Source organism: Pelomonas baiyunensis (genome assembly GCF_043555935.1).
GTDB lineage: Bacteria > Pseudomonadota > Gammaproteobacteria > Burkholderiales > Burkholderiaceae_C > Pelomonas > Pelomonas baiyunensis.
The window spans coordinates 71,492-88,248 of record NZ_JBIGIB010000006.1 but is presented as its reverse complement, the minus strand read 5'-3'; the positions used below and the strand labels follow the sequence as shown (position 1 = coordinate 88,248).

Annotated in this window: 18 protein-coding genes; 2 read left to right on the top strand and 16 right to left on the bottom strand. The window is 66.2% G+C overall.

Features of this window, described 5'->3' with window-relative positions; all coding sequences use genetic code 11:
- From era to ACG01O_RS19040, 15 genes are all read right to left on the bottom strand, one after another.
- Window positions 1-909: a GTPase Era gene (era, locus tag ACG01O_RS19110; protein WP_394387000.1), complete on the bottom strand. Its 909-nt coding sequence runs from the start codon at window positions 907-909 to the stop codon at window positions 1-3.
- The gene (rnc, locus tag ACG01O_RS19105) at window positions 906-1,598 is read right to left on the bottom strand and encodes a ribonuclease III (protein WP_394386999.1); all 693 of its coding nucleotides are present in this window, start codon (window positions 1,596-1,598) and stop codon (window positions 906-908) included. The genes era and rnc overlap by 4 nt, the downstream gene beginning before the upstream one ends.
- Before the next feature lie 16 nt (window positions 1,599-1,614).
- A complete protein-coding gene (locus ACG01O_RS19100; RefSeq protein ID WP_394386998.1) occupies window positions 1,615-1,995 on the bottom strand; it encodes a DUF4845 domain-containing protein in 381 nt (126 codons plus the stop codon).
- A gap of 5 nt (window positions 1,996-2,000) precedes the next feature.
- Window positions 2,001-2,978, bottom strand: coding sequence for a signal peptidase I (lepB, locus tag ACG01O_RS19095; protein WP_394386997.1), 978 nt, complete (start codon window positions 2,976-2,978; stop codon window positions 2,001-2,003).
- 32 nt (window positions 2,979-3,010) lie between these two features.
- On the bottom strand, window positions 3,011-4,819 hold the full coding sequence (lepA, locus tag ACG01O_RS19090; protein ID WP_394386996.1) for a translation elongation factor 4: 1,809 nt from the start codon (window positions 4,817-4,819) through the stop codon (window positions 3,011-3,013).
- A 505-nt stretch (window positions 4,820-5,324) separates the two neighbouring features.
- Window positions 5,325-6,788, bottom strand: a complete 1,464-nt coding sequence (locus ACG01O_RS19085) for a DegQ family serine endoprotease (protein WP_394386995.1) — start codon at window positions 6,786-6,788, stop codon at window positions 5,325-5,327.
- 193 nt (window positions 6,789-6,981) lie between these two features.
- Window positions 6,982-7,338, bottom strand: coding sequence for a hypothetical protein (locus tag ACG01O_RS19080; protein ID WP_394386994.1), 357 nt, complete (start codon window positions 7,336-7,338; stop codon window positions 6,982-6,984).
- Window positions 7,339-7,437: 99 nt separating this feature from the next.
- Window positions 7,438-8,682 carry a beta-ketoacyl-ACP synthase II gene (gene fabF, locus ACG01O_RS19075; protein ID WP_394386993.1) on the bottom strand — a complete coding sequence of 415 codons (1,245 nt, stop codon included), beginning with the start codon at window positions 8,680-8,682 and terminating at the stop codon, window positions 7,438-7,440.
- 43 nt (window positions 8,683-8,725) lie between these two features.
- Window positions 8,726-8,965, bottom strand: a complete 240-nt coding sequence (gene acpP, locus ACG01O_RS19070; protein ID WP_056204266.1) for an acyl carrier protein — start codon at window positions 8,963-8,965, stop codon at window positions 8,726-8,728.
- Between the two features lie 89 nt (window positions 8,966-9,054).
- The gene (fabG, locus tag ACG01O_RS19065) at window positions 9,055-9,798 is read right to left on the bottom strand and encodes a 3-oxoacyl-ACP reductase FabG (protein WP_394386992.1); all 744 of its coding nucleotides are present in this window, start codon (window positions 9,796-9,798) and stop codon (window positions 9,055-9,057) included.
- A gap of 3 nt (window positions 9,799-9,801) precedes the next feature.
- Window positions 9,802-10,746 carry an ACP S-malonyltransferase gene (fabD, locus tag ACG01O_RS19060; RefSeq protein ID WP_394386991.1) on the bottom strand — a complete coding sequence of 315 codons (945 nt, stop codon included), beginning with the start codon at window positions 10,744-10,746 and terminating at the stop codon, window positions 9,802-9,804.
- 56 nt (window positions 10,747-10,802) lie between these two features.
- Window positions 10,803-11,801, bottom strand: coding sequence for a beta-ketoacyl-ACP synthase III (locus ACG01O_RS19055; protein ID WP_394386990.1), 999 nt, complete (start codon window positions 11,799-11,801; stop codon window positions 10,803-10,805).
- Entirely contained in the window at window positions 11,798-12,892 is a 1,095-nt protein-coding gene (gene plsX, locus ACG01O_RS19050; protein WP_394386989.1) for a phosphate acyltransferase PlsX, read from the bottom strand. The genes ACG01O_RS19055 and plsX overlap by 4 nt, the downstream gene beginning before the upstream one ends.
- A 109-nt stretch (window positions 12,893-13,001) precedes the next feature.
- Entirely contained in the window at window positions 13,002-13,187 is a 186-nt protein-coding gene (rpmF, locus tag ACG01O_RS19045; protein WP_056876082.1) for a 50S ribosomal protein L32, read from the bottom strand.
- Window positions 13,188-13,348: 161 nt separating this feature from the next.
- Complete coding sequence (locus ACG01O_RS19040; RefSeq protein WP_394386988.1) at window positions 13,349-13,903, bottom strand: YceD family protein; 555 nt, start codon at window positions 13,901-13,903, stop codon at window positions 13,349-13,351.
- A gap of 32 nt (window positions 13,904-13,935) precedes the next feature.
- Here ACG01O_RS19040 and ACG01O_RS19035 point away from each other — a divergent pair, with 32 nt between their 5' ends.
- A complete protein-coding gene (locus ACG01O_RS19035) occupies window positions 13,936-14,511 on the top strand; it encodes a Maf family nucleotide pyrophosphatase (RefSeq protein WP_394386987.1) in 576 nt (191 codons plus the stop codon).
- Window positions 14,508-15,272 (top strand): SAM-dependent methyltransferase, encoded by a 765-nt coding sequence (locus ACG01O_RS19030; RefSeq protein ID WP_394386986.1) that lies wholly within the window; start codon window positions 14,508-14,510, stop codon window positions 15,270-15,272. Before ACG01O_RS19035 ends, ACG01O_RS19030 begins: the two co-directional genes overlap by 4 nt.
- Here the strand turns inward: ACG01O_RS19030 and ACG01O_RS19025 are convergent.
- Window positions 15,269-16,747, bottom strand: coding sequence for a DEAD/DEAH box helicase (locus tag ACG01O_RS19025; protein ID WP_394386985.1), 1,479 nt, complete (start codon window positions 16,745-16,747; stop codon window positions 15,269-15,271). The two genes, ACG01O_RS19030 and ACG01O_RS19025, sit on opposite strands and share 4 nt — an antisense overlap.
- Window positions 16,748-16,757 lie beyond the last annotated feature (10 nt).

The following is a 16,757-nucleotide window of genomic DNA, read 5'->3' as shown; positions in this document are numbered from 1 at the left end:
TCACTCGTAGCCGTAGGAGCGCAGGTGCTCTTCGCTGTCGGCCCAGCCCGAGCGCACCTTCACCCACAGCTCCAGGAACACGCGGCCGTCCATCAGGTGCTCCAGCTCTTGGCGCGACTCGGAGCCGATGCGCTTCAGGCGCTCGCCGCCCTGCCCGATGATCATGCCCTTGTGGGCGTCGCGCTCGACGACGATGCTGGCGCTGATGCGGCGCAGTTCGCCCTCGTCTTCCCACTTGTCGATCACGACGGTGGAGGTGTAAGGCAACTCGTCGCCCGTCAGGCGGAAGAGCTTCTCGCGGATGATTTCGCTGGCCAGGAACTTCTCGCTGCGGTCGGTCAGCGCGTCCTCGTCGTAGAACCAGCCCTGCTCGGGCAGGTAGGGCTTGAGGATCTTGAAGAGGCGGTCCACGTCCGCCGGCTTCTTGGCCGACAGCGGCACGAACTCGGCAAAGTTACGGCGCTCCTGCATGCCTTTGAGCCAAGGCGCAAGTTCGGCGCGGCGGTGCACGGCGTCGAGCTTGTTGGCGATCAGCACCACCGGCTTGTCTTCCGGCAGCAGGCCCAGCACCTTGGCGTCGTCCAGGCCGAAGCGGCCGGCTTCCACCACGAACAGCACCAGGTCCACGTCGGCCAGCACGCCATGCACCGTGCGGTTGAGCGTGCGGTTCAGCGCGGCGTTGTGCTTGGTCTGGAAGCCCGGCGTGTCGACGAACACGAACTGCGCTTCGTCCACCGTGCGCACACCCGTGATGCGATGGCGCGTGGTTTGGGCCTTGTCCGAGGTGATGCTGACCTTCTGGCCCACCAGCGCGTTCAAGAGCGTGGACTTGCCGACGTTTGGACGACCCACGATGGCGATGAGGCCGCAGCGTTGCGGGACGGGTTGGGGCAGCGTGGGCTCGGTCATGGGTTGCCTCGTACGGCGGTGAGTTTGTCCAGCAGGCGGCGGGCGGCCTCCTGCTCAGCGGCGCGGCGGGATCGCCCTTCGCCCAATTCGGCGGCATCCAAGGCGGCCACCGCGCATTCGACCTCGAAGGTCTGCGCATGGGCCTGGCCGCGCGTGGCGACGATGCGATAGGCCGGCACGGCGATGCGGCGGGCTTGGAGCCACTCTTGCAACGCGGTCTTGGCGTCCTTGGCGAAGTCGCCCGCACTGCTGGCCGTGGCAATGGTGTCGCCCAGCAAGCGACGCACGATGGACAGGGCCACCTCGTAGCCCGCGTCCATGTAGGCTGCGCCCAGCAACGCCTCCACCGCATCGGCCAGGATGGACGGGCGCTGCGCGCCGCCGCCGCGGGCTTCGCCGTCCGACATCTTGAGCACGCCCGGCAGGCCCAGCGTCAGCGCCAGCTTGTGCAGGCTGTCCTCGCGCACCAAGTGGGCCCGCACGCGGGTCAGGTCGCCTTCGTCCGAGCCGGCGTAGCGCTCGTACAGCAGACTGGACACAGCCAGGCTCAGCACCGCGTCGCCCAGGAACTCCAGGCGTTCGTTGTGATCGGCGCCATAGCTGCGGTGCGTGAGCGCACGCGACAGCAACTCCGGCCGCTGGAAACGGTGGCCGAGACGGCGCTGAAGGTCGTCGAGTGCGGGATTCATTGACGCGACGCGGGCGTCAACGAGACTTGCCGCGGTACTTGATCGTCAGGTAGACCGGCCCGAACAGGTCGATCTCCTTGTCCCAGGCGAACTCGATCACGACCTTGTCGTTGTTGTCCTTGGTCACCGTCAGGTCGCCGCCCTTGATGCTCTGGATGGAGTATTCAACCTGCGTGGCGCGGTCAAACTCCTGGCGCACCTGTGGCACCGTGGCCGGATTGCCGGACGCGATGCGGTCCACCACGCGCTGCACGGTGTAGTACTCCAGCACCGTGGGGAACACCTTCATCAACACCACGGCCGAGGTGGCGATGACCGCCCCCCAGAACAGCAGGCCGATGAGGGTGAGGCCGCGTTGGCGGCGAGGCAGCGAGGGGGAGCAGCGGCGAGAGCGCATCTGGATCAATCGAAAAAGGTTCCGACGCGCTTGAGGTTACCGAAATTCATCCAGACCAAGAAGGCCCTGCCCACGATGTTCTCGTCCGGAACGAATCCCCAGAATCGAGAGTCGCGCGAGTTGTCGCGGTTGTCGCCCAGCATGAAGTAGTGGCCCGCCGGCACCTTGCAGGTCACGCCTTCGAGCGTGTAGCGGCAGTTTTCATGGAACGGGAACGGGCCGTCGGCCCGGTCGGCACGGAAAAAGCGCTGGGCGTCCGGCTGCACGAGGATCTGGTGTTCCTTCTCGCCCAGCTTTTCCAGGAAGCGCTGGCGGTACACGCGGCCGTCTTCGTCGTAGAAATTGCCCTGCGACTGCACCGGCACCGCTTGGCCGTTCACGTACAGCTTCTGGTTGACGTAGCTGATCTCGTCGCCCGGGATGCCTGCCACGCGCTTGATGAAGTCGGTGCTGGGGTCTTCCGGGTAACGGAACACCATGACGTCACCGCGCTTCACGTCGTTGTTGGCGATGATCTTCTTGTTCAGCACCGGCAGACGAATGCCGTAGTGGAACTTGTTCACCAGGATGAGGTCCCCCACCAGCAGCGTGGGCACCATGGAACCGGAAGGGATCTTGAACGGCTCGAACAGGAAGCTGCGCAGCAGGAACACCGCCAGGATCACCGGGAACAGGCCGGCGGTCCAGTCCAGCCACCAGGGCTGTTGCAGGATTTGCTGGCGGGCCGGCTCGATGTCACCGTCCACCCGGGCAATGCCCTGGGCCGCCAGTTGCTCGCGGCGCTTGGCGTCGTTGGCCACCAGGGCCTCAGCCGCAGCACGGCGTGCCGGCGCGAAGTAGTAGCGCTCTGCCAGCCAGTACAGCAAGGTCACCGCGGTCAGGATGAACAGCAGCAACGCGAAGTTGCCGCTCCATCGACCGGTGTACCAGCCGCCCAGGTAGGCCACCAGGGCCGCGTACAAAACACCGGTCAGAGCGCTCATCAAGGAGGTTTTCAAGGCAGAGGGAGAGAGGGTCAGTCGTCGACTTGCAGGATGGCGAGGAAGGCTTCTTGAGGCACCTCGACCGAGCCGATCTGCTTCATGCGCTTCTTGCCGGCCTTTTGCTTTTCCAGCAGCTTGCGCTTGCGGGTGATGTCACCACCGTAGCATTTTGCCAGCACGTTCTTGCGCAGCGCCTTGATGTTCTCGCGGGCGATGATGTTGGCACCGATGGCGGCCTGAATGGCCACGTCGTACATCTGACGCGGAATCTGCTCGCGCATCTTGGCGGCCACGCCGCGGCCGCGGTACTGGCTCTGGCTGCGGTGCACGATCATGGCCAGCGGGTCGACCTTGTCGCCGTTGATGAGGATGTCCACCTTCACCACGTCGGCGGCGCGGTACTCCTTGAACTCGTAGTCCATGGACGCGTAGCCGCGCGAGGCGGACTTCAGCTTGTCGAAGAAGTCCAGCACGATCTCGGCCAGCGGGATCTCGTAGGTCAGCATGACCTGCTTGCCGTGGTAGGCCATGTTGAGCTGCACGCCGCGCTTCTGATTGGCCAACGTCATGACGACGCCGACGTAGTCCTGCGGCATGTACAGGTGCACCGTGACGATGGGCTCGCGGATCTCGCGGATGCGGCCCACGTCGGGCATCTTGGACGGGTTCTCGACCTGGATGACCTCGCCGTCGTTCAGCTCCACCTCGTAGATGACGCTGGGGGCGGTGGTGACGAGGTCTTGGTCGAACTCACGCTCCAGACGCTCCTGCACGATTTCCATGTGCAGCAGGCCCAGGAAGCCGACGCGGAACCCGAAGCCCAGCGCCTGGCTGACTTCGGGCTCGTAGCGGATGGAAGCGTCGTTCAGGCAGAGCTTCTCCAGCGCATCGCGCAGCTGGTCGTATTCGCTGGCCTCGGTCGGATACAGACCCGCGAACACCTGCGGCTGGATTTCCTTGAAGCCAGGCAGCGCTTCCGTTGCCGGGCCGGCATTGTTGGGCAGCTTCTTTTCCAGCGTGACGGTGTCACCCACCTTCGCGGCGGCCAACTCCTTGATGCCGCAGATGATGAAGCCCACCTCGCCGGCCTTGAGCACGTCACGGTTCTCGCTCTTGGGCGTGAACACGCCCAGGTGCTCAATCGGGTAGACCGAGTTCGTGGCCATCATGCGGATGCGCTCGTTCTTGCGCAGCTCGCCGTCCACCACGCGCACCAGCATCACCACGCCCACGTAGTTGTCGAACCAGGCGTCGATGATCATGGCCCGCGGCGGGCCTTCCGGGTCGCCCTTGGGCGGCGGCATCTTGGCAATGACGGCTTCCAGGATCTCATCGATGCCCATGCCGGTCTTGGCCGAGCACGGGATCGCGTCGGTGGCGTCGATGCCGATGACGTCTTCGATCTCCGCCTTGGCGTTGTCCGGGTCGGCCGACGGCAAGTCCATCTTGTTGAGCACCGGCACCACTTCAACGCCCAGATCCAGCGCCGTGTAGCAGTTGGCCACGGTCTGTGCTTCCACGCCCTGCGACGCGTCCACCACCAACAGCGCCCCCTCGCAGGCCGACAACGAGCGACTGACCTCGTAGGAGAAGTCCACGTGCCCCGGCGTGTCGATGAGGTTGAGGTTGTAGACCTGACCGTTCTGCGCCTTGTATTGCAGCGCGGCCGTCTGGGCCTTGATGGTGATGCCGCGCTCGCGCTCCAGGTCCATGGAGTCCAGCACCTGCGCTTCCATCTCGCGATCGCTCAAGCCGCCGCAGCGTTGAATGATCCGGTCGGCCAACGTGCTCTTGCCGTGGTCGATGTGGGCAATGATGGAGAAATTGCGGATGTGGTTCATGCTGTGTTTCGCGAAATCCTGGGGCCGCTACAACGGCGTCAGCCGTTGCGACGCAAGCTCAAATCGCGAAGCGATGTGAAGGCGCGGAACGCGCCGTGCTGGAGTCAAAAAAAAGGCACGTCGAAGAGGCGACGTGCCTTCCAACAAAAAGGTATGGCAACTGCTTGTTGGGCCTTCATTGTAGCCAAAAGCCCCCGCCGGGACACCGCACCAGCATTGGTTTTGCGGCCGTTGCGGGCCGCCAACAAGGATTTTGACCACAGGTTATCCACAAGCCGCTGTGAATGTCCTGTGGATGCTTTTGCGACCGCCGCCAACACCTCGAATTGCGTTGCTGGGGGCGATGAAGCCACGCCTTTCAAGGGTGCATTTTAGCGTTCCAGAGAAACAATCCGGCACCGCCCCGATAAGTGAGCCTGCACCCACTTGCGAAATCGCCCCGAAAGGTCAGAAGCTCTTTTTTCGGATTGTGGAATATCCGACGTGCAGCCCCGGATTCCCGCGCTCAGCGCCCTGGCTTCAACAACACAAAGCTGACCACATCGTCACGCCGGACGACCAGGTTGATCACCTTCGCCTTGTCGGCCTTGGCGATTTGCGCCTGGAAAGCCTTGACCGTCGACACCTCGACGTTGTCGACCGAGAGGATGAGATCGCCCTCGCGCAGGCCCGCACGCGCTGCAGCCCCGGACGCAGCCTCGACGCGAACACCCGCCTTGAGCTTGAGTTCCTTGCGCTGCGCGTCCGTCAGCTCGGCCACCTTGAGACCCAAGGCCAGGCTGGCGTTGGCCGGCGCCGCGTCTTTGCCCTTGTCAGCGTCCACATCGCTGCCCTTGGGCTTCTCGGCCTCGCCCACGGTGACGACGATGTCTTTGAAGCTGCCGCGGCGGAACACGGTCAGCGTCGCCTTGTTGCCCGGCTTCACCGCCGCGATCATGCGGCGCAGATCCAGCGCCTTCTCCACGGGCTTGCCATCGACCTTGGTGATGACGTCACCGCCTTCGATGCCCGCCTTCTCCGCCGGGCTGCCGGCCGTGACGTTGCGCACCACCGCGCCAAGCGTCTTGCCCAACCCGATCGACTCGGCAATTTCCTTGGTCATGTCGTCGGGCAGCACGCCCAGGAAGCCGCGCACCACACGGCCGCCATTGCGGAGTTGGTCCGCCACCCGCATCGCCTCGTCGATGGGGATGGCGAACGAGATGCCCATGTAGCCGCCGTTCTGGCTGTAGATCTGCGAGTTGATGCCGATCACCTCGCCCCGCATGTTCACCAGCGGCCCGCCCGAGTTCCCCGGGTTGATGGCCACATCGGTTTGGATCAGTGGCAGCAGGTCGCCGGTGTCGCGCTGTTTGGCGCTGATGATGCCGGCCGTGACCGTGTTCTCCAGGCCGAACGGCGAGCCGATGGCCATCACCCACTCACCCACGCGGGCGCGGTTGCTGTCCCCCACCTTCACGAAGGGCAGCGCCGACGCGTCCACCTTCACCACGGCCACGTCGGAACGCGCATCGGCGCCGACGATCTTGGCCTTGAGTTCTCGCTTGTCGGTCAGCGTGACGATGACCTCGTCCGCGCCTTGCACCACGTGCGCATTGGTCATCACGTAACCGTCGGCCGACAGGATGAAGCCCGAGCCGACGCCACGGCGCGTGGGCGCGTCATCCTCAGGCGTCGAGCCGCCCCGCGGCGCCCCGCGACGCGGGTTGGGCACCGGGATGCCGAAGCGGCGGAAGAACTCTTGCATCTGCTCGTTCATCTCGCCCTGACCTTCCGCGGCCTTCACCTTCTCGGCGGTGCGGATGTTCACCACGGCCGGGCCAACGCGCTCGACGAGCTCGGCAAAGTCCGGCAGGTCGCGAGGCTGCGCAGCAGCAGGCGCCTGTCCGAGGGCCAGCGAAAACGCCAGCACCACGCCCGTCCAAAGAAAACGCGTGCGAGAAGAAGGGGTCAAGATCTCAACCTGCATGGGTCATTTCCAAAAGGTCACGAAAGGGGCGAACGACGCGGATTCTGACGGGTTCGCCGATGCACCGCGGGGCGTGGGGCATCGCACATGCACCCAGACTCAGCGACGGATGGCCCCGGAGCGCGCAGCAACGTCGAATATGACGCATGCCCGAACGCAAGGCAGAGGTCACCGAGGTCCTCGCCGGGGGCGTTCAGGGCTGCATCGGCGCTGAACGCACTTTGGACGCTTTTGGCGCTGCGTACAGCGTGGCCCGAAGGCCGCCCCAGGTGGCCGGCGCTTGGCCTCGGCTCACCACCAGCCACCGGGCTGGCGCGGCGGTATGGAGCAGCATCCAGCGATCCAGATCCATCAGCACCGACGGCACGACGGCCCGCTCGGGCGCGGCATCGGCCTCCCTCAGCCACCAGGCTTGCCCATCCCAGCGCAAGCGCCGTGTTTGCGCACGCGACTCGCGCCATCCCCAGGCTGCGGTGGCGGGCACCGCCGCCCACGCCGGCCACAACGCGGGGTTGTGCGACACAGCCCAGGCCGCCAGCCCTGCCGCCATCAAGGCTGAAAAAAAAGAAACCGCGGCCTGCACTGCAGACAGCGGTTGGATGTGGATGACCAGTGGCGGTGCAGGTCGCATCGCCGCGGCCGCAAGGCGTCAGACGCGCTTGAAGATCAGCGTGCCGTTGGTGCCGCCAAAGCCAAAGTTGTTCTTGGCCGCCACATCAATCTTCATCGGCCGCGCCTCATTGGCGCAGTAGTCCAGGTCGCACTCGGGATCCTGGTTGAAGATGTTGATGGTGGGGGGCGCCACCTGGTCATGCACCGCCAACGCCGTGAAGACCGACTCGATGCCCCCGGCCCCGCCGAGCAGGTGACCCGTCATGGACTTGGTGGAACTGACCACCATCTTCTTGGCGTGGTCGCCGAACGCCAGCTTGATGGCGTTGGTTTCGTTCACGTCCCCCAGCGGCGTCGAGGTGCCGTGGGCGTTCATGTAGTGCACCTGATCGGGGTTCATGCCGGCGTTTCGCAGCGCCGCGCGCATGGAGCGCTTGGGGCCGTCAACGTTCGGCGCGGTCATGTGGTACGCGTCCGCACCCATGCCGAAACCCGCCAGTTCGCAGTAGATCTTGGCGCCGCGCTTCTTGGCGTGTTCGTACTCTTCGAGGACGAGAACGCCGGCGCCCTCGCCCAGCACAAAGCCGTCGCGATCCTTGTCCCAGGGGCGGGACGCAGTGGCGGGGTCGTCGTTGCGGGTGGAGAGTGCCCGGGCGGCGGCAAAACCACCGATGCCCAGCGGCGACACCGCGCCTTCGGCACCGCCGGCGATCATCACGTCGGCGTCGCCGTACTCGATGAGTCGACCGGCTTCGCCGATCGCATGCAGACCCGTGGTGCAGGCCGTCACGATCGCCAGGTTGGGGCCCTGGAAGCCGAACTGGATGGACACGTGGCCAGAGATCATGTTGATGATCGAGGCCGGAATGAAGAACGGAGAGATGCGCCGCGGGCCGCGGTTCATCAACTCCATCTTGGTCTCTTCGATCAGCGGCAAGCCGCCGATGCCAGAGCCGACGAGCACGCCGATGCGCTCGGCCTGCTCCTCGCTGAGTTGATCTCCGGTGGGAATGCCGGAATCACGCACCGCCTGCATCGCCGCCGCCAGGCCGTAATGGATGAATCCATCCATGTGCCGGGCTTCCTTGGCGGGGATGTAGTCCTCGATGTTGAAGCCTTTGACCTCGCCCGCGAAATGACAGGCCAGGTTGCTGGCGTCGAAGCGGGTGACGGTGGCGATGCCGGAACGCCCGGCGAGGATGTTGGCCCAGCCTTCGGCAACCGAGTTGCCGACAGGACTGACGAGGCCAAGACCGGTGACGACGACGCGGCGACGGGTCATGCAGTGCGGATCAGGGATCAGAGTTGCGAGAGAAGGAAGGCGCTCAGGCCTTCTGGTGCTTCACGGCGTAGTCGATCGCCAGTTGCACGGTGGTGATCTTCTCGGCCTCTTCGTCCGGGATTTCGATGCCGAACTCGTCTTCGAGGGCCATCACCAGTTCCACGGTGTCCAGCGAATCAGCGCCCAGATCGGCGACGAAAGCCTTTTCGTTGGTGACGTCGGCTTCCGCCACGCCGAGTTGCTCGGCAATGATCTTCTTGACTCGTGCTTCGATATCGCTCATGAACTCCTCCAGGAGAGGTTTACTGAAAACAGCCCGGCATTCTACGGGCTCTAGATGAGCGCCCCTAAATCGGGGCGCCCGGGCCCAAATCAGGCCATGAACATGCCGCCGTTGACGTGCAGCTCGGCGCCCGTGATGTAGGCACCGCCCGGCGAGGCGAGGAAGGCCACCGCGGCGGCGATTTCCTCGGGCGCGCCCAGGCGGCCGAGCGGGATCTGCGCAAGCAATGCAGCCTTTTGCGCCTCGGGCAGCACCTCGGTCATGTCGGTGGCGATGAAGCCCGGGGCGACACAGTTCACCGTGATGCCGCGGCTGCCCAGTTCACGGGCCAGCGAGCGCGTGAGGCCCGCCACGCCGGCCTTGGCCGCCGCGTAATTGGCCTGGCCGGCATTGCCCGACGCACCGACGACCGAGGTGATGTTGATGATGCGGCCCGACCGCTGCTTCATCATGGGCTTGGTCACCGCGCGGGACATGCGAAACACCGCCTTCAGGTTGGTGTCCAGCACCGCATCCCAGTCCTCGTCCTTCATGCGCATGGACAGCGTGTCACGGGTGATGCCGGCGTTGTTGACCAGCACGTGCACGCCACCGTCCTTGGCCACGATCTCGTCCACAGCGGCCTGTGCGGCCGGGCCGTCGGTCACGTTCAGCACGATGCCGCGCCCGCCGTGGGCAGCCAACGCTTCGGAGATGCCCGCGGCACCCGACTCGGTCGTGGCCGTGCCGATCACGCGCCAGCCAGCCTGCGCCAGCGCGAGCGCGATGGCACGGCCGATGCCCCGGCTCGCGCCGGTGACCAGGGCCACGCCCAAGGTTGCGGATTCAGTCATGGGTCAAGCTCCCAGCAGAGTGCGGGCTTCAGCAAGCGAAGCCGGGTCGAAAACACAGGCGGCTTGCAGCTCGCCATCGATGCGCTTGGCCATGCCCGTCAGCACCTTGCCCGGGCCCGCCTCGATCACATGCGCAACACCGCGCGCCTTCAGCGCCTGAACCACTTCCACCCAGCGCACGGGCCCGAAGGCCTGCCGGTACAGCGCGTCGCGCAGCGCATCGGCGTTGTCGGTCACGGCCACGTCGATGTTGTTGATGACCGGGAACAGCGCTGGCTGGAAGGACACCGAGGCGAGCTTGTCCTTCAGGCGCTCCGCGGCGGGCTTCATCAAGCTGGAATGGAACGGCGCCGACACCGGCAGCGGGAGGGCACGTTTGGCGCCCGCAGCCTTGAGCAACTCGGCCGCCTTGTCGGCGCCCGCCTTGCTGCCAGCAATCACGGTCTGCTTGGGGTCGTTGAAGTTGACCGCCTCGATGACCTCGCCGCTTTGTGCCGCAGCCTCGATGCAGCAGGCGCGCACCGCGTCACCGTCCAGCCCCAGCACGGCGTACATCGCACCCACGCCCACTGGCACAGCCTCTTGCATGGCCTGCGCACGAAACCGCACCAGGGGCAGCGCGTCGGCCAGCGACAGCGCCCCCGCCGCCACCAGGGCCGTGTACTCGCCCAGCGAGTGGCCGGCAGCGGCCACCGGCTGCACGCCGGCTTCCGCCACGAAGGCCCGCCAGCAGGCGATGCCCGCCGTCAGCATCACCGGCTGGGTGTTGGTGGTGAGGTCGAGCTGGTCCTTCGGACCGGCGTGCATCAGGGCGCCGATGTCCTCGCCGAGCGCGTCGGACGCCTCGGCCAAGGTGCGGCGCACTTCAGGGTGGTCGCCCCAGGCGTCGAGCATGCCGACGGCCTGCGAGCCTTGGCCGGGAAACACTACGGCGAAAGGTGCAGTCATGATTGAACTCCAGGGTGTGTCGCGACAGTGTGCGCAGCGGGCGCTGCGCCGTCGCATCAGTACTTGAGCAGGGCCGCGCCCCAGGTGAAGCCGCCGCCCACGCCTTCGAGCATGACGGTCTGGCCTCGCTGGATGCGGCCACTGCGGACCGCTTCATCCAGCGCCAGCGGCACGGAGGCCGCCGAGGTGTTGCCATGGTCATGCACCGTGGCAATCAGCTTGCTTAGGTCCATCTTCAGCTTCTTGGCCGTGCCTTGCATGATGCGGATGTTGGCTTGGTGCGGGATGAGCCAGTCGATGTCGGCATCCGTCAGTTGGGCCTTCTCCAGCACCGAGCGCGCCACCTTCTCGAGCACGCCCACGGCGAGCTTGAACACGGCTTGCCCGTCCATGCGCAGGAACGGCGTGCCTTGCACCTGCCCGCCGGCCACCGTGCCGGGCGTGCACAGGATGTCGACATGGCGCGCATCGGCATGCAGTTCAGTAGCCAGCACACCGGGCTCATCGCTGGCAGCCAGCACCACGGCGCCCGCGCCGTCGCCGAACAGCACGCAGGTGGTGCGGTCTTTGAAGTCGAGGATGCGAGAGAACACTTCGGCGCCAACCACCAGCGCCTTGCTGGCCGCACCACTCTTGATCATCGAGTCCGCCACGCTCAGGGCGTAGATGAATCCCGAGCACACCGCCTGCACATCAAAGGCCGGGCAGCCGTGTACGCCGAGCTTGTTCTGCAGCAAGCAGGCGGTGGACGGGAACACCATGTCGGGCGTGGACGTCGCGACGATGATGAGGTCGAGGTCTTGGGCCGAGATGCCCGCGGCCTCCAGCGCAGCGTGTGCGGCGGGCAAGGCGAGGTCGCTGGACGACTCGTGCGGCGCTGCGAAATGTCGCGCCCGGATGCCGGTGCGTTCGACGATCCACTCGTCCGACGTTTCGATGCAGTCCGCAGCGAGCCGCTGGACCAGATCCTGGTTGGTGACGCGAGCGCCCGGCAGATGGCTGCCGGTGCCAATAATTCGTGAGTAACGAGGCGAGTGATTTCCAGAGGGGCTCATGCAGCCTGCGCGACAGCGGGTGTCGCGTTGTCTCCTGCATCGCTCGCCTGGGCTTGCAGCGTGGCGACGATGCGGTCGTGGACCCGGTCAAGCAGCCGGTTGCGGGCGGCATCATAAGCGCGGGCCAGCGCGTTCTCGAATGCGACCGCATCGGCCGCGCCGTGGCTCTTGAACACGAGCCCCCGCAAGCCCAGCAGCGCCGCGCCGTTGAAACGGCGATGGTCCACCCGGTGCTTGAAGGCCTTGAGCACGGGCAACGCCAGCACCGCCAGAAGCTTCGTCAGCAGGTTGCGCCCGAACTCTTCCTTGATGAAGTTGCCCATCATGGTGGCCAGGCCTTCGGACGTCTTGAGCATGACGTTGCCCACGAATCCGTCGCACACGACGAGATCCGTCGTGCCCTTGTAGATGTCATTGCCTTCGACGTTGCCGAAGAAGTTCAGATGGCCGGCCGAGCCCGCTGCACGCAGCAACTCGCCAGCCTGCTTGATGACTTCACTGCCCTTGATCGCTTCTTCGCCGATGTTCAGCAGGCCCACGCTGGGCTCTTCGATGCCCTCCACGGCAGCCACCAGGGCGCTGCCCATCACGGCGAACTGCAGCAGGTTCTGCGCGGAAGAGTCCACGTTGGCGCCGAGATCCAGCACAGTCGTGAAACGGCCCGTGGCGTTGGGAACGACCGCGGCAATGGCCGGGCGATCGATGCCTTCGAGCGTCTTGAGCAGCACCTTGGCCACGGCCATGAGCGCGCCCGTGTTGCCGGCCGACACGCAGGCGTGCGCCTGCACGGGCTCGCCATCGCGACCCGCCTTCAGCTGCTGGATGGCCACGCGCATGGACGAGTCGCGCTTGCGTCGCAGGGCCACGTCGATCGGGTCGTCCATGGTGACCACTTCGCTCGCGGGCACCACGCGGCAACGTGACCAGCCGGCCGCGGCCGTCAAGGCCTCGGGTTGACCGACGAGCAACAGCTCGGCGCCCGGGTGCTTTTCAAGAAAGGCCCGACAGGCCGGCAAGGTGACCGAGGGGCCGTGGTCGCCGCCCATGCAGTCGACGGCCAGGCGGATCGGTTCAGACAACGGAACGGTCATTGCAGTGGTTTTCGTGAGCCACAAAGACCAAACCCGGCACTGCGCGGTACGCAGGCCGGGTCGGCAGATTCATCGCGTGGGTGGGCGCTGCAGGCAGCGCCCGTCACCATCAGGCCGCGTCGGCCTTGCTCTTCAGCACCTTGCGACCACGGTAGAAACCGGTGGGGCTGATGTGGTGACGCAGGTGCACTTCGCCCGTCGTCGGCTCGATGGCCGTGCCCGGGGTCACCAGGGCGTTGTGGGAACGGTGCATGCCGCGCTTGGAAGGCGACTTCTTGTTTTGCTGAACGGCCATGAAATTCTCCAGACTCTGCGGAACTTGGGGACGCGACCCCGAGGAGTGAGAACCACGCTCGAACTCCAGGCCGCAGAAAAGCCCATGAGTATAGCAGCGGTTCACCAACTCGCCAAGTCACGCACGTTGAAATGCGCGCGCTGCCTGGCACCCACATGCGGTCACCCCTGGCCGGTGCGCTTCAGCGCCGCGAGTATGGCGAACGGGTTGGGGCGCTCTTCGACCTCAGCATCTTCCGCGTCGTCGGCCAGCGGAAGCGGCTCCGGGCACACCTCATGCCGCGGCACCAGGGGCAGCGCCAGCAGCAGTTCGTCTTCGATCAATTCCCGGGCATCCAGATGCCGCGGCAGGGCCAGAACGTCATCGTCGCTGTCCACATCCAACTCGGCCGCCTCGGCCTCGGTTTCAACGAACCGAATCCACCGGTCAATGTCGATCGCCTCGTGCACGGGCTTCAGGCAGCGCTGGCAGGTCAGCGCCACTTCGCCAGATGCCGTCAGATGCAACCAGGTTTGTGCTTTGCCGCCCTTGGGCTGGCGCACTTCACCGGCCAGACTCCACTGCAACACGGGCCACCCACTGGCCGGGGCCTCGGGCGCCGCCGCGTCGGCCAGGCGCTCCAGCGAAGCCGCGGGCCATTGGCCGGACAGGCTGGCCGCATCCTGCGCCAGCGCCGCGACATCCAGCTTCTCGGGAACAAAGGTACGGGTTTTCATGGGCGTGAGTTTAGGCGCGCGAGAATCCCGCGATGCCTCCGCTGATCCTCGCCTCCACATCTCGATACCGCCAAGAACTGCTCGCCCGATTGCGCCTGCCGTTCGCATGCGTGGCGCCCCATGTGGACGAAGCCGCCCTGCCGGGCGAAGCCCCCGCCGCCCTGGCCGAGCGACTGGCCCTGGCCAAAGCCCGCGCCGTGGCGGCCCTGCATCCGGACGCCATCGTGCTGGGCTCGGATCAAGTGGCCGACCTCGCGGGCGAGGCACTGGGCAAGCCGGGCACCCATGACGCCGCGGCTGCGCAATTGCGTCGCATGAGCGGGCGTGAAGTCGTGTTCCAGACGGCGGTGGCGGTGGTAGCGCCGGGTCTGGCGGCCATCGAACGCGCCGAAGTGCGGGTCACCGTGCGCGCGTTGACCGACGCGGCCATCGAAACCTACCTCCAGGCGGACCAACCGTACGACTGCGCCGGCAGCGCGAAGGTCGAAAGCCTGGGCATTGCCCTGCTCGACAGCGTGGTGTCGGACGACCCGACAGCCCTCATCGGTCTGCCGCTGATTCGCACCTGCGCCCTGCTGCGCCGCGCTGGCCTGGAGCCGCTGGCATGAGCACGCTCGGACGCCTCCTCCTGATGCCCAACACGCTGGACTTCGGCGTCGATGACAGCTTGGACTTGCGCGAAGTGCTGCCGGACCGCGTCATCGCCCAAGCCGCAAGACTCACCCACTGGGCCGCCGAAAACGCCAAGACCACCCGCGCCCTGCTCAAGCGCGTGGACGCCATCGCACCACTGGCGCAGCCCTTGCAATCCGTGCAAATCGTGGAATTGCCGCGCGCCGCCAAGGGGGGCAAGGCCGCGGGCGACGACAGCGGCGCCTGGCGCGCCTTGCTGGCCCCGGCGCTGGCCGGCCACGACGTGGGTTTGATTTCAGAAGCGGGCCTGCCGGCGGTGGCCGACCCCGGTGCACGGCTGGTTGCGCTGGCTCATGAAGCCGGGATCGAAGTGGTGCCGCTGTCAGGCCCCAGCTCGCTGCTGCTGGCGGTGGCCGCCAGCGGGCTGAACGGACAGAGTTTTGCGTTCGTGGGCTACCTGCCCGTGGACGCCGGCGGGCGTACGGCGCGCATCAAAGAGCTGGAGGCGCTGTCCGCCAAGGCGCAGCAGACCCAACTGCTCATTGAAACGCCGTACCGCAACGAATCGATGCGGCAGGCGCTGCTGTCGGCTTTGAAGCCCAGCACACGCCTGTCGATCAGCGTCGGCCTGACGCTGCCTGGCGGCTGGACGCGCACCGCCACGGTCGCCGAGTGGCGACGCCACGCGACGGCCCTGCCCGACCGGATTCCGGCCGTGTTCTCGCTGCTGGCTTAGCCCTCGACAGGCGCCGGCTTCTTGGCGCCGAACAAGGCCGCGACCTGGCGCTTGGGCTTGATGTAGCTGGACAAACCCTTGCCGACACCGGCCGCGGGCGCTGCCTTGGCCTTTTCCCAGGCGGGCGTGGCTTCCGACGCCGAGGCCTCATAGGGCTTGTCGAAGAACGGGTCGGCTGCCGGTGCGGGCGGGCGATGGGCGGGGCGCGCCGGGCGCGGCGCCTCGTCCCGCTCCGCCACATCGTCACGACGACGGCGCTCGAAGCGCGGCCGGTCGCCCATGCCCGCGTCCAGCTCGAACGCGTCCAGGTCGATCTTGCGCTTGATGAGCTTTTCGATGTCGGCCACCAGGCGCGCATCGGCCTTGGTGACCAGCGTCACCGCCAGGCCCGAAGCCCCAGCGCGGCCAGTGCGGCCGATGCGGTGGACGTAGTCTTCGGCGTTGAAGGGCACGTCGAAGTTGAAGACTGCCGGCAGATCGGCAATGTCCAGGCCCCGCGCGGCCACGTCTGTGGCGACCAGCACATCGACCTCGCCGCGCTTGAAGGCCTCGAGGGACTTCAGGCGCTCGTCCTGCGACTTGTCGCCGTGCAAGGCCGCGGTGCGGAGGCCATCGCGCTCGAACGCACGCGCCAGTCGCGCCACGCCCAGTTTGGAGTTGCCGAACACGATGGCTTGCCGGATCGACCGCTCGCGCAGGATCTGGCGAATGATGGCGCGCTTGTCGTCATCGGTGGCGCTGATGAAGCGCTGCTCCACCGTCGACGCCGTCTGGTTCGGGCGCGCGGTCTCCACCAGGATGGGGTCCTGCAGGTAACTTTGGGCCAGGCGCTTGATCTCGGGCGAGAACGTGGCCGAGAACAGCAGCGTCTGGCGCGCCTTCGGCAGGAAGCTGAGGATGCGCTGCAGGTCCGGCAAGAAGCCGATGTCCAGCATGCGGTCAGCCTCGTCGAGCACGACGTACTCGACCTGGTTGAGCACGCAGTTCTTGGCTTCGATGTGATCCAGCAGGCGGCCCGGCGTGGCGATCAGCACTTCGACACCCGCCTTGAGTTGGGCCGTCTGGGGCTTCATGTCCACGCCGCCGAACACCACGGCAGAGCGCAACTGTGTGTGCTTGGCGTACTTCTTGACGTTGTCGGCCACTTGGTCGGCCAACTCACGCGTGGGGGCCAGCACCAGAGCGCGCACGGGGTGACGAGCGGGCGAGACGCTGGGGTTCTCGTGCTTGAGCATGCGCTGCAGCAGCGGAATGGAGAACGCGGCCGTTTTGCCCGTTCCGGTTTGCGCCGCCCCCATGACATCACGCCCTTGCAAGACGATGGGGATCGCTTTCGCCTGGATGGGCGTCATCGTCAGGTAGCCGGAATCGGCGACCGCACGGAGCAGCTTGGCGTCCAGCGGCAGGGTGTCGAAACGGGCAGGCGCGACCGCCTCGGCAGGGGCCGCGACGGCGGACTCGGGGTTTTCTTGCATCCGGCGATTA